A 13,064-nucleotide genomic window follows, 5' to 3' on the forward strand; every position below is an offset into this window, starting at 1 on the left:
CTGATCGGCTGGGCCAGCATCATCCTTGCGCTTCCCGTCACCCTGGTCTGGGCGCTCTGGCTCTGGATCAGCGGGCGCGACTTGCGGCGGATCGGGACCGAGGACTGACCTCAGGCCAGCGCCTTCTGCACGAAGGCCATGATCTCGGCCTTGACCGGATCGGTCTCGAAGGCCTCGCCGCCGTGGCCCGCGCCGGGGACAAGCTTGTAGTCCACCTCGGCCTGCGGATCGGCGGCAACCCAGGCCTCACGCAGGCGCTTCGCTTGCAGGTCCGCGATCAGGGGATCGGCGTCGCCGTGGCGGATCAGGATCGGCGGCAGCGGTTCCTTCAGCCGCGACAGCCGCCCGACCGGGCCCATCGCCCGCGCCGCCTCGCGCTTCTCGCCCACAGCATAGCCCAGAAGCTGGCTTTCCGCGCTGTCCGCCGCATCGGTCCAGCCCATCTGCGGCGTCCGGCCCAATGTCTTCATGTCCTGGTCCATCGTCGAGAAATCCATCGGCCCGAAAAGGCTGACCACCCCCCGCGGCTTCAGCCCGACCTCGACAAGGCTCAGCGCCGTCGACACCGCCAGGAAGGCCCCTGCGGATGACCCCATCAGCACCAGCCGCGACGGGTCAAGGCCCAGGGCCATTCCCTCGCGCTGGAGGTGCACGACGGCGGCCAGGCAATCCTCACCCTGCGCGGGCCATTTCGCTGTAGTGGAGAAGCGGTAGTTGATCCGGACGACGGCAATCCCGGCATCCACAAGGTCCAGCCAGATCGGCATCTCGGTCTTGTCGCCAACCTTGAAGGCCCCCCCGTGGATCAGCATCAGGACGGGAAACGGACCCTCTCCGGCGGGAAGCGTCACGTCCATCACCTGCCGCGGATCCTCGCCATAGGCGATGTCGCTGGCTGCCGAGCCGCGCCGCCAGAAGGCGATCCCTCCGGCCGCAACAGCGGCGGCACCTCCGATCAGAAGCGTGCGGCGGATCAATCCGGGCATTACAGTCTCCGTTCCATGCGGGTGAGGTCGGCCTTGAGGCGGGCTTCCAGCGCGGCAAGGCGCGGCTCTTCCACCTGTTCGGCATTGTGGAGCACGCGCCAGGTCAGCCGAGCCTTCGGCGCGCAGGGTTTCAGGATGGCCCAGCGAAGGACCCGTTTCACCGGCTGGCGCAGGACCAGCCAGTCGATCCAGCGCGGCGCGCCCATCGTGGTCACCGCCAGCACCTCGCGCAGACCGTGCAGGCGCGGGATCATTGGACCGAAGCCGGGCGAATGGTCGAAGGCGATTCCGGGGGTCCAGACCCGGTCGTACCAGCCTTTCAGGATCGCCGGAAAGCCGAACCACCAGGTCGGGAAGACGAGGATCACTACCTGCGCCTCGGCCAGTTCGCGCTTCTCTGTCTCCAGCGTCGCGGCGGGCGTCGTGTAGTAGCCTGCGCGCTCTTCGGGGCTGAGGACCGGGTCGAACCCGTCATAAAGGTCGCGCCGCGTGACCTCCCACCCTTTCGCCCGCACCTCGGCCTCGACCGTTGCGGCCAGCCGCGTGGTCAGGCTGCGCGGCAGGGGATGCGCTGTGACGATCAGGCAGCGGGTCAATGCACGGCCTCGCGGAGGGCGGAGAGCTCCTCGGGTGTCACGGAGGCGGCATCGACGACGTAGGTGTGGATGGTGAAGACCACGGCGCGGGTCACCGGCAAACGGAGAAGGCACTGGCGTTCGCAGCGGATGAAGACGTGGTCCGTGGGTTGCGGGCGCTTGTCGCCTTCGACCCGCGGCTGGTGCAGGACGAAGTCGTCATAGGTCAGGTAGTTCATCCGCCACAGCGCCTGCTCGGGCCGGATCGCATCGAAAAGCCGCGCCACGCGCTTGGCGATGTCGGCGTCATAGACCGGCACCGGCTCGTGGATGCTGGTCATCGGGCGGCCGAGCTTCTGGGTCAGGCTCCAGCTCGCCGGGAAGCAGAGGATGCCGCCGGTCAGCACATATTCCTCGCCCCTCGCCTCCATCAGGCAAAGGTCCTCCTGCACCAGCCGACCCAGGGTCAGGAGCGGTTGGGTGGGGTCCAAGGGCACGGTCACGCCGTCGGGCCGGGTGACGCTGGTGGCGGACACCGTGAATCCGGGGGCCTCGCGCAGCCAGTCGAGGACCGCTTCGTAAAGCTCATCCGCCGCAGGCCGCGCCTCGGGCAGAAGCGCATGGACGACAGGGGCTCGCGCGGCGATCAGGCGGTCCCTGAGGGCCATCTGGGGTGCATAAGCCTCGTCGATCCGCAGCCAGTCCCGCCCCTCCACCGGCAGGATCCCGGGCAGCCGCCGAGTGCGCGGGTCGACCCACGGCAAGTGCGGCAGGCGGTCCTGCAATATGGGGGCGTCTTGCATCGGGTCAGCCATGGGCGGCTTTTGACCACGGGTCGCGCGGGGGTGCAACCAACACGTTTGCGACCAGATGCGTCGCGGCTGGCTTAGGCGGGGTCTTGCCGCCGGGGCAGTCTGGACGGGAACCAGGGGGGCCTCATGGACTATCACCGCGACCGCCGGAAGATCGACCCTTCGCGCGGGGGGACCTTGGGCGACGGCACCCCCAATGACAACGACCGGGTGGAAATCGGGCCGACGCAGCTGGCCTTCGCGGAATGGGCGGCGGCGGGGCTGGAACTCCCGAACCTCGCCCGGATGCGCGAGGACCGGTGGAAGCGGCTCGTGGCCGGGCTGGTCGCGCGGGACTATGGCGGTTTGCTGATGTTCGACCCGCTCAACATCCGCTACGCGACCGACACCACGAACATGCAGCTCTGGAACACGCACAACCCGTTCCGGGCCTGCCTTCTCTGCGCAGACGGGCATATGGTGATGTGGGAATACAAGAACTCGCCCTTCCTGGTGACCTTCAACCCGCTGGTGAAGGAGCTGCGGTCGGGCGCGACGTTCTTCTACAACTCCACCGGCGACGCGGGGAAGCAGGCGGCCGAGGGCTTCGCGCGGCAGGTGGACGAGGTTATGCGCGCCCATGCCGGGAGCAACCGGCGGCTGGCGGTGGACAAGATCATGGTCCACGGCCTTCGCGCGCTGGAGGCGATCGGGTTCACGGTCGAGGAAGGCGAGGAGGTCACCGAACGCGTCCGCGCGGTGAAGACCCCGGACGAGATCCTGGCGATGCGCTGTGCGCACCACGCCTGCGAGGCGGGGATTGCCGAGATGGAGGCCTTCACGCGGGCCAACGTGCCCTCAGGGACGGTCAGCGAAGACGCGATTTGGGCGGAACTCCACGCCGCCAACATCCGGCGAGGCGGAGAATGGATCGAGACGCGCCTCCTGGCCTCTGGCCCCCGGACCAACCCCTGGTTCCAGGAATGCGGGCCGCGGCTGGTGCAGAACAACGAGATCGTCGCCTTCGACACCGACCTGATCGGCGCCTACGGCTTCTGCATCGACATCTCCCGCACCTGGTGGGTCGGCGACGCGCGGCCCTCGAATGCGATGGTTTCGGCCTTCCACCACGCGCTCGACCACATCGCCGACCACAAGGCGCGGCTCAAACCCGGCGTCACCATCGAGGAACTGGTCATGCAGGGCCACCAGCTTGCCCCGGAATACTGGGTGCAGAAATATTCCTGCAAGATGCACGGGGTCGGGCTTTGCGACGAATGGCCCTACGTCCACTACCCCGACGGCTGGATCCCGGGCGCCTTCGATGCGGCGCTGGAGCCGGGGATGGTGCTTTGCGTCGAGGCGCTGGTCTCGCCCGAGGGCGGCGATTTCTCGATCAAGCTTGAAGACCAGGTGCTGATCACCGCCACGGGCTGCGAGACGCTGACCCGCTATCCCTTCGACACGCGTCTCATGGGCTGATCCCGTCCGCGACCCGCGACGCGCCGCACACTCTTAAAGCTCGACCTCGGCCAGAAGGCCCAGGTGGTCCGACCCCAGCGCCGGGCGGGGGGTGACGCGGCCGCTTTGTGGGGCGAAGACATGGTCGATGGGCAGCGGGGCCAGTTTCGACAGGCCGATGTAGCTGCCGAAGGTCGGTCCCGCCGGCCGAGTCTCGACGATGGCGGCCAGTCGCGTGACCGAGTTCGCCCAGCGCACCATGTTGAAGTCCCCCGCCATCACCACATGCCCCTCCAGCCGGTCGAGGATCGGCAGCAACAGTTCGACCTGGTCCGCCTGCCGGTAGGGCCAGGGCCAGTAGAGGTGCAGCGACACCAGCCAGAACCGTTCCTCACCGGCGACCACCTGCAGCGCCGCCATGTTCGGCCCGCAGAAGGCTGTCCCGGCGACCGGGTCCAGCCGGGTCAGGATCGCCTGCCCGCCCACGGTGCCGCCGGGGCAGACGTGCCGCGTCGGATAGATGTCACTCAAGGCCTCCACCAGGGCCTGGTTCGCGGTCGACACCTCCTGCAGGGTGACGATCTGCGCATCGGTGGCACGGATGTCAGCCTCCAGCGCAGGAAGCTCGGCGTTCCGGTACAGCATGTTCTTCTGATAGACCGTATAGCGCCCTGGCACCCCCGGCCAGGAATAGGCCAGCATCACCTGCACGCAGGCCAGAAGCGCCAGCAGCATCGAGACGAAGGCGGCCATCCGCAGCCCTGCGAAGCTGGCGAAGACCGCAAGGATCAGGACAGCAACCGCCGCGATGCCCCGTCCGACCGACAGCGAATCGCCGAGGGGATGCAGAAAGCCCAGGTAGCCCGCGACCAACGCCAGCACCGAAAGGCCCAGCGCAATGCCGATCGCCTGCTGCCAGCCCCTGTTCTCGTCTTCCACCACTCGTCCGCGCCGCATCCCGTCACTCCACCAACCGTTTCACCAAACCGCGCAAGGCGGGCCCCATCTCAACCCCGGTTGTCAGTCTCAACTGCTCTAACCCGATCACTGCGGCATAAATGAGTTGCGCCTTTGGCAACAGTTCGCCGTCCGCGACACCGGCCGCGCGCAAGAACCCCGTCAGATCCTTTAGCCGCTGACGGTCCACCCGCTCGAGCACGGCCCGGGCGCGGGGGTCATTGCGGCCCCAGTCGCGCAGGGCTGGCTCGATCTCGATCCCGCCCATCGCCTCGCCCGGACGGACCGAGACCATGTCGGCCAGAAGCATCAGTTGCCCCCGCGGATCAAGGCCGGACGCCTGCACCGCGCCCGTGATCCGATGGGTGGCGACATCTTCCCACAGCTCAAGCATCACCTGATGAAGTTCGCGGAGATCCTTGAAATGCCAATAAAAAGAGCCCTTGGTCGCACCGATGTCACGCGCCAGCGCTTCGACCCTGACGGCACCGATCCCGCCCCGCACCAGCGCGCGCAGCGCGGCCAGCACCCAGTCGGTGCGGCCCAGTCGGGATTTCGCGTCGGCCTTGCTCATGCGGCGAACATACGCAGGCGTATGGAAAAGGTCCAGCGGCTCGGCTAGACCATACGCAACCGTATGGAGGTTGCGATGAACCCCTGGCTCATGACCGCCGGCCTTGCCGCACTTGTTCTTGATCTTGTCCATATCTTCCCCGGTGGGCGCGAGATTCATCGGCCTATGGTCGCGGCGCGCTGGCCCGACCCGGCAAAGGCGGTCTGGTCGGTGGTCTGGCACGCCGCCACTGCGGTCATGGCTCTGGGCGGTCTCGCCCTGATCGCGGCAGGCCTTTTGCCCCAGGTCGCATGGGCGCTGGCCGCGCTGCCGGTGGCGCTTTTCCTGTCCTTCGCGATCCTCTTCCTGTTCTACGGCCAGAAACGGTTGGGAACGGTCTGGGTCCTGCCGCAATGGCTGGCCTTCCTGAGCATCGCAGCGCTGGCGCTGGTCGGGCTTGCATGAGACGGGTTCACCGCGCGCTGGCGGTCGGGCTGGGGCTCTTCCTTGCGCTGCATCTGGGCAACCACCTGGCCGGGCTTGCCGGGCAAGAGACCCACGGCGCGGCACAGGAAATCCTGCGGCTTGTCTATCGTCATCCGTTGGTCGAGCCGATCCTCCTGGCCGCCGTCGCGGTCCAGGCCGCGCTGGGGATCGCGCTTCTTGCGCGGCGACCCCGCCTGACCCTGCAGACCGTCTCGGGCGGCTACCTGGCGCTGTTCCTGGCGATCCATCTGGCCGCGGTCCTGTCCGCCCGCCTGCAAGGCACCGAAACTGACCTCGCCTTCGCCGCGGCCGGACTGCACGCCCCTGCCCCATGGCCCGCTGTCTTCGCGGCCTACTACGGCCTGGCCGTGCTGGCCGTCTTCGCGCATCTGTCCGTCCCGCTCTCGCGCCGGAAACCGGCCTTGGGCCGCGCGGTGCTGGCCGCGGGGGCCATGGTCGCCGCGGCGCTGGTGTCGCTTCTTGCCGGGCTGGTCGTGCCGCTGGCCATCCCTCCCGCGCTGATCGCCGCCTTCCCCTGATGCTTGCACCCCGGCGGTCTGCGGATTAAGGGGGCGCAACCGACGCCTGTTTCCGGAGTTCCCCGATGATCCCGCGCTATTCCCGCCCCGAGATGGTGGCGATCTGGTCCCCGGAAACCCGTTTCAAGATCTGGTTCGAGATCGAGGCCCATGCCTGCGACGCCCAGGCCGCGCTGGGGGTGATCCCCAAGGAAAACGCCCGTGCCGTCTGGCGCGCCAAGGACGTTCCCTTCGACGTGGCCCGCATCGACGAGATCGAGGCCGTGACCAAGCACGACGTGATCGCCTTCCTGACCCACCTGGCCGAGATCATCGGCAACGACGAGGCGCGTTTCGTCCACCAGGGGATGACCTCCTCGGACGTCCTGGACACCACGCTGAACATCCAGCTTGTCCGCGCGGCCGACCTTCTGCTGAAGGGCCTCGACCGGGTGCTGGCCGCGCTGAAGGCCCGCGCCTTCGAGCACAAGGACACGGTGCGCATCGGCCGCAGCCACGGCATCCATGCCGAGCCGACGACGATGGGCCTGACCTTCGCCCGCTTCTACGCCGAGATGAAGCGCAACCGCGACCGCCTCGTGGCGGCCCGCGCCGAGGTGGCGACGGGCGCGATCTCGGGTGCGGTGGGGACCTTTGCCAACATCGACCCGCGCGTCGAGGAACATGTCTGCGCCCAGCTTGGCCTCGTGCCCGAGCCGATCTCGACCCAGGTCATCCCCCGCGACCGCCATGCGATGTTCTTCGCCACTCTGGGCGTGATCGCGTCCTCGATCGAAAACGTCGCCATCGAGATCCGCCACATGCAGCGGACCGAGGTGCTGGAGGCCGAGGAATTCTTCTCGCCCGGCCAGAAGGGCTCGTCCGCCATGCCGCACAAGCGCAACCCCGTGCTGACCGAGAACCTGACGGGCCTTGCCCGCCTGGTGCGGATGGCCGTGGTTCCGGCGCTGGAGAACGTGGCGCTGTGGCATGAGCGGGACATCTCGCATTCCTCCGTGGAACGGATGATCGGCCCGGACACGACGATCACGCTGGACTTCGCGCTGCACCGGCTGGCCGGCGTCGTTGAAAAGCTGGTGGTCTACCCCGAGAACATGCTGAAGAACCTCAACAAGTTCAAAGGCCTGGTCATGTCCCAGCGCGTGCTTCTGGCGCTGACCCAGGCCGGTGTCAGCCGCGAGGACAGCTACCGGCTGGTGCAGCGCAACGCGATGAAGGTCTGGGAGAAGGGCGCGGATTTCAAGACCGAGCTTCTGGGTGACCCCGAAGTCACTGCGGCCCTCTCGCCGGCGGAAATCGAAGAGAAGTTCGACCTCGGCTACCACACCAAGCACGTCGACACGATCTTCGCCCGCGTCTTCGGCACCTGACGCAAGCGTGATCGGCCCCGGGGGAGCGGTCGGCGCTTTCCGTTCTTGCCTTGGCGACAATCATGCTACCTTTCGGGAAATTGCCGAAAGGTCCGCCGATGCGCATGATCCTTGCCGCTACCCTGTCGATCGCGGCCTTCGTCCTGTCGCCCGCCCCCACCCGCGCCGCCGGCAGCGACGACAGCGAGCCTCCGACCCCCACTGAGACCACCACCCAGTGCGAGGAAGGCACGGTCTGGGACGAGAAGACCGAAGCCTGCATCAAGCCCGAGGACTCAAGCCTGAATGACGACCAGCGTTTCGGGGCGGTCCGCGAGCTTGCCTATGCCGGCCGGCATGACGAGGCACTGGCGATCCTCGCCACGATGACCGAGGGCGAGACGAGCCGCGTCATGACCTACCGGGGCTTTCTTCTCCGCCAGACCGGCCGGATCGAGGAAGGCATCGCCGCCTATGAACGCGCCATCGCGATGGACCCTGCGAACATCCTCGCGCGCAGCTACTACGGACAGCTTCTGGTCCAGATGGACGAGATGCAGATGGCCGAGGCCCAGCTTGACGCCATCCGCGGCGCAGGCGGTCGCGGCACCTGGGCCGAAACCGCGCTGGCCCAGGCCATTACCAGCGGAGTGACCACCACATACTGAACCCAAAGGAGGACGACCATGAAGACGACGACGACCCTCGCCGCCCTGGCGATTGCCCTTCTCCCCGGCTTTGCCTTTGCGCAATGCGCGGGCAAGCAGATGGAACAGACCGCCGCCAGCTGCATGGCCGGCACGACCTGGGATGCCGCCAAGGGCGCCTGCGTCGAGACCCCCTCCAGCTGATCCGGTCAAGCACCCGTTAACCGGGGGCACCTAGGCTGACCTCGTCGAATCGATGAGGACCCGATGCCGCAAGACATGGTGCCCCTGGCCCGGATCACCCCCGAACGCCGGATCGCCACGATCCCGCCGCTTCCGAAGCGGGTCCTGACCCCGCGGCAGAAGGCGGCCGTGATCGTGCGTTACCTTCTGACCGAAGGCACCTCGCTGCCCCTGTCATCCCTTCCCGAACACATGCAGGCCGCGCTCGCCGAACAGATGGGGCACATGCGCCTTGTCGATCGCACCACTCTGGACGAGGTGGTGGGCGAATTCCTCGCCGAGCTTGAAGCCGTGGGCCTTGCTTTCCCCGGCGGCATCGAAGGGGCGCTTGCGATGATGGATGGCCATATCTCGCAATCCGCCGCCCAGCGGCTGCGGCGGATGTCCTCCACCTCCTCCAAGATCGACCCGTGGGAGCGGATCACCCAGCTGCCGCCCGACCGGCTCCTCCCGATCTTGGTGAACGAAGCGGTGGAAGTCGGGGCCGTCATGTTGTCGAAGTTGCCCGTCGGCAAGGCGGCCGAGCTTTTGGGCAAGCTTCCCGGCGACCGCGCCCGCCGCGTGGCCTATGCGGTCTCGATGACCGGCAACGTCGATCCCGAAACCGTCCGCCGCATCGGGGCGGCGCTCCTGGCCGAGCTGGACAACCAGCCGCCCAAGGCCTTCGACCAGGGCCCGGTGGAACGGGTCGGCGCGATCCTGAACGTCTCGCCCTCGCTTACCCGCGATGAAGTGCTGCAGGGGCTTGAGGCTGAAGACGCGGCCTTCGCGGCCGAGGTCAGGAAGGCGATCTTCACTTTCGTCCACATCCCCGCCCGCCTGAACCCGCGCGACACGCCGAAGATCACCCGCCTCGTGGAACAGCCGCAGCTCGTCACCGCGCTTGCGGCCGCCATGGGCAAGCCCGGACTGGAAGAGGCGGCCGAGTTCATCCTGGCCAACATATCGCAACGCCTGGCCCAGGGCCTGCGCGAAGAGATGGGCGCGCGCGGCAAGATCAAGGACAAGGACGCCGAAGAGGCGATGAACGCCATCATCGGCGCGATCCGCACGCTGGAGACTTCGGGCGAGATCACCCTCATCCAGGAGGAGGAGGAATAGCCCGCCCGGCCCGGCGACTTGGCCAAGGGCCGCGGCCATGCCGCGAACGCTGGCCGGATGCGAAGGCAGTCGGTCTAGAACCGGTAGTCCAGCCGCAGCGCCACTTCCCGGTTGTCGAGGTCGAAGTTGTCGTCGAACGCCGTCTTGTTCTCGACCATGTACTCCAGCCCCACGACGACCTTGCCACTGGCCCCGAAGGCGTAGCGGGCGCCGATGCCGTAATTCGCCATCGTATCCGAGTAGGGCGTCGCCTGGTTGACGTTGTATTTGGTGGCACCGACGAAGGCATAGGGCATCAGCCGCCCCGCGCCGTAACCGCCGATCAGCTTCAGCCGCGTTGCGTCCCAGTCCGACGCCGGGGCCAGGTCGCCGTAATCGCCCTTGGAATAGGACAGCTCTCCGCCGATGACCCACTTGCCGAAGTCGCGCAGATAGCCTGCCTGAAGGCCGTAGCCCGAGGTGTCATAGTCGGTGAAGCCATCCGAGAAGCTGCCGCTCACGACGGAAACACCGGCATAGACCCCGGTCCAGTCAAAGTCGGACGCCATCTCCGCCGGGGCCTCGACCACCGGATCATCGGCCACGACGACCGGCCCACCGGCCTGGGCAACGCCCGCGGAAAAGACGAATGCTGCAGCCAAGACATGTTTCATGACGCAATCTCCTGAAGAACCTGAATGGCGGCATCGTCGCACAACCATGTGACATTCCAAGCCATGAATTCCCCACCCGCCGGGGTCTTGCGGGTCCCGGCAGCTGTGCCTGCCACCCTTGTCCCCGCCCGCGCTACCCACTAGAACCGCCCCATGTCCGCCGCCCCCTTATCCCAAGTCACGCGCGGCGTGGCGCTCATGATCCTCGCGATCTTCCTCTTCACCGCGATGGATGCCACCGCCAAGGGACTGATCGAGCGCTACCCGGCCCCGCAGGTGATCTGGGTGCGCTTCGCAGGGCAATTGCTCCTCGTCCTTCTGATCCTCCGCCACCAGCTTGGCGCGGTCCTGCGCACGCGCTTTCCGGTGCTGCACTTCTGGCGTTCGGCCTCGCAGTTCGGTGCGACGACCTTCTTCTTCCTGTCGCTGCCCTTCATCGGCCTTGCCGAAGCCACCGCCATCGCCGACATCAACCCGGTCCTGATCACCCTTGGCGCGGCGCTGTTCCTGGGCGAAAGACTTGGCCCAAGACGCATCGCGGGCGTCGTCGTCGCGCTCATCGGCGCGCTGATCGTGATCCGGCCCGGCGCGGGGGTCTTCACCTGGTGGGCGGTCCTGCCGCTTCTCTGCGCGCTCTCTTACGCGACCTCGGCGCTTCTGACCCGCAAGATCGGCGCGCAGGAAAGCGTCTGGGCCTCGATGGTCTATGCGGCCCTTTTCGGGACCATCGTCGCGGGCCTTGCGCTCCCTTTCGTGTGGGAGCCGGTGGCGACCGGCGATCTGTGGAAGTTCGGCCTCATCGCCTGCCTGGGGACCGGGGCGCAGCTCTGCATCATCCGCAGCTTTTCCATCACCGAAGCCTCGGTCGTGGCGCCCTTCGCCTATCTCGGGATCGTCTTCGCGACCTTCTGGGGCGCGGTGCTTTACGACCAATGGCCCGACCGTTGGACCGTGATCGGTGCGCTTGTGATCGTGGGGGCGGGACTTTATGTCTGGCATCGAGAAAACCGGGCCCCGCGCGGGACCGGCGAAGTGTAGGCAGCATGTCAGACGACGCCGAGCCCCCCTTCCGTCCCGACCATTTCCTGGTCAACCTCGCCGCGCGCGGGCTGATCGGCATCGCGCTCGCCCTGCCCTATGCCTGGCGGGTCGGTCTGATGGGCTGGATGATGCGCCGCGTGATCGGCCCGTTCGCGGGCTACCGCGACCGCGCGCTGGAGAACCTGGCGCTGGTCTGGCCGGACCGCCCGCTGGCCGAGCGGGAGGCAATCGCCGCAGCCTCGCTCGACAACGCCGGGCGGACGCTGATCGAGAACTACTCCACCCGCGCCTTCACCAGGCGCGCCTCGGGGGTCGAGCCGACCGGGCCGGGCTACGCGGCACTCAAGGCCGCACAGCAGGCGAAGCGGCCGGTGATCCTGGTGTCCGGGCATTTCGGCAATTACGAAGCGGCGCGGGCCGCCCTCGTTGCGCGCGGGTTCCAGATCGGCGGGCTCTACCGCAACCTGTCGAACCGCTATTTCAACGCGCATTACGTCCGCACGATGGAGGCCTTCGGCGGCCCGGTCTTCCCGCAGGGTCGCGCCGGAACGGCGGGTTTCGTGCGCCACCTGAAGGCGGGCGGGCAGTTGGTGCTGCTCTTCGATCAGGACGTGTCCCGCGCCCCGCCGCTGGACTTCCTGGGCCAGCCGGCACGCACCGCGCTGTCGGCGGCGGAACTTGCGCTGCGGTTCAAGGCCGACCTCATCCCCTTCTTCGCCATCCGCCAGCCGGACGGCCTGGGCTTCCGGGTCGAGCTCGACGCGCCCGTGCCGCACAGCGACCCGGAGACGATGATGGGCGCGGTGACGAAGGCGCTCGAGGCGCGGGTCCTCGCGCAGCCCGGGCAGTGGTTCTGGATCCACCGGCGCTGGAAGGGATCGCAGTCGTAAGGTGAGCGGTATCGCCCACCCTACCCCAGGTCAATCGACGCGCGCCGCCGCCAGGATCGCCGCCGGCCCCTCGTGCTGGACGATCACCGCGCCCGGCTCGTCGCCCGGGAAGGGCGCCGTCAGTTCCAGGGGTTCGCGGCCCGACCAGTCGCCGATCCGCTCCCACGAGGTCACGATGTTGGTGTAGGTGACCGTCTTGCCGGCATTCTCGCCCCGCTCGATCGTCACCGTCTCTTCGGGCTTGTAGCGGACAAGCTGCACCCGCACGGGTTCGTCCAGCGGCGGATCGGCGTCGGCCCGGATCACCAGCTTGTCCCCCTCGCGCGTGACGGTCAGCCGCACCGGCGTCCCCGCTTCCAGATGCGCCCGCAGCCGTTCCGCCGTCTCCTCGGGCGCGAAGCCCTCGATCCGGTCGGCCCCGCCGATGATCAGCTGCGGCGTGTAGATCGTCCGCGACCCCACCGCCTTGGCATAGGCGCGCTGGCGGTCGGTGAACTTCGGATGCGCGAACTTGTCGGCCCAGCCAATGTAGTCCCAATAGTCGACATGCAGCGCCAGGGGCAGAATCTGAGGATTCGCGGCCAGCATCGACACGAACTCATCCGCCGGCGGACAGGAGGAACAGCCTTGCGACGTGTAAAGCTCGACCACCACCACCGGCTCGGCCTGGACCTGCGCCACGGCCGCAAGCCACAACCCGCAAGCGGCGCTGACGAAATGTCGCATGGTTCCTATCCTGATCCTTTATCCCCGCCTCGTTATAGGAAGCCGCGGTGGCGCGAGCCAATCAAG

General features: G+C 67.6%; 16 protein-coding genes. 9 read left to right on the forward strand and 7 right to left on the reverse strand.

Translation table 11 applies throughout. From position 1 onward, the window contains the following. Positions 1-110: 110 nt before the first annotated feature. From ACE3Q6_RS01840 to ACE3Q6_RS01850, 3 genes are read right to left on the reverse strand one after another with little or no spacing between them, the layout of a single operon-like run. Positions 111-986, reverse strand: coding sequence for an alpha/beta fold hydrolase (locus ACE3Q6_RS01840; RefSeq protein ID WP_374427279.1), 876 nt, complete (start codon positions 984-986; stop codon positions 111-113). Further along, entirely contained in the window at positions 986-1,582 is a 597-nt protein-coding gene (locus ACE3Q6_RS01845; protein WP_374427282.1) for an NAD(P)H-dependent oxidoreductase, read from the reverse strand. The genes ACE3Q6_RS01840 and ACE3Q6_RS01845 overlap by 1 nt, the downstream gene beginning before the upstream one ends. Then, positions 1,579-2,376, reverse strand: a complete 798-nt coding sequence (locus ACE3Q6_RS01850) for a DUF3445 domain-containing protein (RefSeq protein ID WP_374427285.1) — start codon at positions 2,374-2,376, stop codon at positions 1,579-1,581. The genes ACE3Q6_RS01845 and ACE3Q6_RS01850 overlap by 4 nt, the downstream gene beginning before the upstream one ends. A 123-nt stretch (positions 2,377-2,499) precedes the next feature. Between ACE3Q6_RS01850 and dddP the strand changes: the two genes are divergently transcribed. Then, positions 2,500-3,834, forward strand: a complete 1,335-nt coding sequence (gene dddP / locus ACE3Q6_RS01855) for a dimethylsulfonioproprionate lyase DddP (protein ID WP_374427288.1) — start codon at positions 2,500-2,502, stop codon at positions 3,832-3,834. Between the two features lie 33 nt (positions 3,835-3,867). Here the strand turns inward: dddP and ACE3Q6_RS01860 are convergent, their stop codons facing one another. Together ACE3Q6_RS01860 and ACE3Q6_RS01865 are read right to left on the reverse strand one after the other, a co-directional pair. Continuing rightward, on the reverse strand, positions 3,868-4,770 hold the full coding sequence (locus ACE3Q6_RS01860) for an endonuclease/exonuclease/phosphatase family protein (protein ID WP_374427291.1): 903 nt from the start codon (positions 4,768-4,770) through the stop codon (positions 3,868-3,870). A gap of 4 nt (positions 4,771-4,774) precedes the next feature. Further along, positions 4,775-5,344: a TetR family transcriptional regulator gene (locus tag ACE3Q6_RS01865; RefSeq protein ID WP_374427294.1), complete on the reverse strand. Its 570-nt coding sequence runs from the start codon at positions 5,342-5,344 to the stop codon at positions 4,775-4,777. 75 nt (positions 5,345-5,419) lie between these two features. Here ACE3Q6_RS01865 and ACE3Q6_RS01870 point away from each other — a divergent pair, with 75 nt between their 5' ends. The 6 genes from ACE3Q6_RS01870 to ACE3Q6_RS01895 all read left to right on the forward strand — a co-directional run bounded on the left by ACE3Q6_RS01870 (position 5,420) and on the right by ACE3Q6_RS01895 (position 9,688). Further along, a complete protein-coding gene (locus ACE3Q6_RS01870) occupies positions 5,420-5,788 on the forward strand; it encodes a hypothetical protein (protein ID WP_374427297.1) in 369 nt (122 codons plus the stop codon). Then, on the forward strand, positions 5,785-6,348 hold the full coding sequence (locus ACE3Q6_RS01875) for a hypothetical protein (RefSeq protein ID WP_374427300.1): 564 nt from the start codon (positions 5,785-5,787) through the stop codon (positions 6,346-6,348). Before ACE3Q6_RS01870 ends, ACE3Q6_RS01875 begins: the two co-directional genes overlap by 4 nt. Before the next feature lie 65 nt (positions 6,349-6,413). Next, positions 6,414-7,718, forward strand: a complete 1,305-nt coding sequence (gene purB / locus ACE3Q6_RS01880) for an adenylosuccinate lyase (RefSeq protein WP_374427303.1) — start codon at positions 6,414-6,416, stop codon at positions 7,716-7,718. Between the two features lie 98 nt (positions 7,719-7,816). Next, a complete protein-coding gene (locus ACE3Q6_RS01885; protein ID WP_374427310.1) occupies positions 7,817-8,365 on the forward strand; it encodes a tetratricopeptide repeat protein in 549 nt (182 codons plus the stop codon). A gap of 18 nt (positions 8,366-8,383) precedes the next feature. Further along, the gene (locus ACE3Q6_RS01890; RefSeq protein ID WP_374427313.1) at positions 8,384-8,548 is read left to right on the forward strand and encodes an adenylosuccinate lyase; all 165 of its coding nucleotides are present in this window, start codon (positions 8,384-8,386) and stop codon (positions 8,546-8,548) included. Positions 8,549-8,611: 63 nt separating this feature from the next. After that, on the forward strand, positions 8,612-9,688 hold the full coding sequence (locus tag ACE3Q6_RS01895) for a flagellar motor switch protein FliG (RefSeq protein ID WP_374427316.1): 1,077 nt from the start codon (positions 8,612-8,614) through the stop codon (positions 9,686-9,688). A gap of 74 nt (positions 9,689-9,762) precedes the next feature. Here ACE3Q6_RS01895 and ACE3Q6_RS01900 read toward each other — a convergent pair whose 3' ends face one another. Beyond that, positions 9,763-10,341 carry an outer membrane beta-barrel protein gene (locus tag ACE3Q6_RS01900; protein WP_374427321.1) on the reverse strand — a complete coding sequence of 193 codons (579 nt, stop codon included), beginning with the start codon at positions 10,339-10,341 and terminating at the stop codon, positions 9,763-9,765. A 153-nt stretch (positions 10,342-10,494) separates the two neighbouring features. Here ACE3Q6_RS01900 and ACE3Q6_RS01905 point away from each other — a divergent pair, with 153 nt between their 5' ends. Together ACE3Q6_RS01905 and ACE3Q6_RS01910 are read left to right on the forward strand one after the other, a co-directional pair. Next, on the forward strand, positions 10,495-11,379 hold the full coding sequence (locus ACE3Q6_RS01905; RefSeq protein WP_374427324.1) for a DMT family transporter: 885 nt from the start codon (positions 10,495-10,497) through the stop codon (positions 11,377-11,379). Between the two features lie 5 nt (positions 11,380-11,384). Next, positions 11,385-12,272 carry a lysophospholipid acyltransferase family protein gene (locus ACE3Q6_RS01910; RefSeq protein ID WP_374427327.1) on the forward strand — a complete coding sequence of 296 codons (888 nt, stop codon included), beginning with the start codon at positions 11,385-11,387 and terminating at the stop codon, positions 12,270-12,272. Between the two features lie 30 nt (positions 12,273-12,302). Here ACE3Q6_RS01910 and ACE3Q6_RS01915 read toward each other — a convergent pair whose 3' ends face one another. Beyond that, a complete protein-coding gene (locus tag ACE3Q6_RS01915) occupies positions 12,303-12,998 on the reverse strand; it encodes a DUF1223 domain-containing protein (RefSeq protein ID WP_374427330.1) in 696 nt (231 codons plus the stop codon). Positions 12,999-13,064: the final 66 nt, after the last annotated feature.

It is taken from the genome of Tabrizicola sp. (genome assembly GCF_041913445.1).
In the GTDB taxonomy this organism is placed as follows: domain Bacteria; phylum Pseudomonadota; class Alphaproteobacteria; order Rhodobacterales; family Rhodobacteraceae; genus Tabrizicola.

Coding starts and splice junctions, on each gene's coding strand:
- dddP (WP_374427288.1), top strand. CDS start 2,500: ATGGACTATCACCGCGACCGCCGGAAGATCGACCCTTCGCGCGGGGGG.
- ACE3Q6_RS01875 (WP_374427300.1), top strand. CDS start 5,785: ATGAGACGGGTTCACCGCGCGCTGGCGGTCGGGCTGGGGCTCTTCCTT.
- ACE3Q6_RS01860 (WP_374427291.1), bottom strand. CDS start 4,770: ATGCGGCGCGGACGAGTGGTGGAAGACGAGAACAGGGGCTGGCAGCAG.
- ACE3Q6_RS01870 (WP_374427297.1), top strand. CDS start 5,420: ATGAACCCCTGGCTCATGACCGCCGGCCTTGCCGCACTTGTTCTTGAT.
- ACE3Q6_RS01895 (WP_374427316.1), top strand. CDS start 8,612: ATGCCGCAAGACATGGTGCCCCTGGCCCGGATCACCCCCGAACGCCGG.
- ACE3Q6_RS01850 (WP_374427285.1), bottom strand. CDS start 2,376: ATGGCTGACCCGATGCAAGACGCCCCCATATTGCAGGACCGCCTGCCG.
- ACE3Q6_RS01915 (WP_374427330.1), bottom strand. CDS start 12,998: ATGCGACATTTCGTCAGCGCCGCTTGCGGGTTGTGGCTTGCGGCCGTG.
- ACE3Q6_RS01840 (WP_374427279.1), bottom strand. CDS start 986: ATGCCCGGATTGATCCGCCGCACGCTTCTGATCGGAGGTGCCGCCGCT.
- purB (WP_374427303.1), top strand. CDS start 6,414: ATGATCCCGCGCTATTCCCGCCCCGAGATGGTGGCGATCTGGTCCCCG.
- ACE3Q6_RS01865 (WP_374427294.1), bottom strand. CDS start 5,344: ATGAGCAAGGCCGACGCGAAATCCCGACTGGGCCGCACCGACTGGGTG.
- ACE3Q6_RS01910 (WP_374427327.1), top strand. CDS start 11,385: ATGTCAGACGACGCCGAGCCCCCCTTCCGTCCCGACCATTTCCTGGTC.
- ACE3Q6_RS01885 (WP_374427310.1), top strand. CDS start 7,817: ATGCGCATGATCCTTGCCGCTACCCTGTCGATCGCGGCCTTCGTCCTG.
- ACE3Q6_RS01890 (WP_374427313.1), top strand. CDS start 8,384: ATGAAGACGACGACGACCCTCGCCGCCCTGGCGATTGCCCTTCTCCCC.
- ACE3Q6_RS01905 (WP_374427324.1), top strand. CDS start 10,495: ATGTCCGCCGCCCCCTTATCCCAAGTCACGCGCGGCGTGGCGCTCATG.
- ACE3Q6_RS01900 (WP_374427321.1), bottom strand. CDS start 10,341: ATGAAACATGTCTTGGCTGCAGCATTCGTCTTTTCCGCGGGCGTTGCC.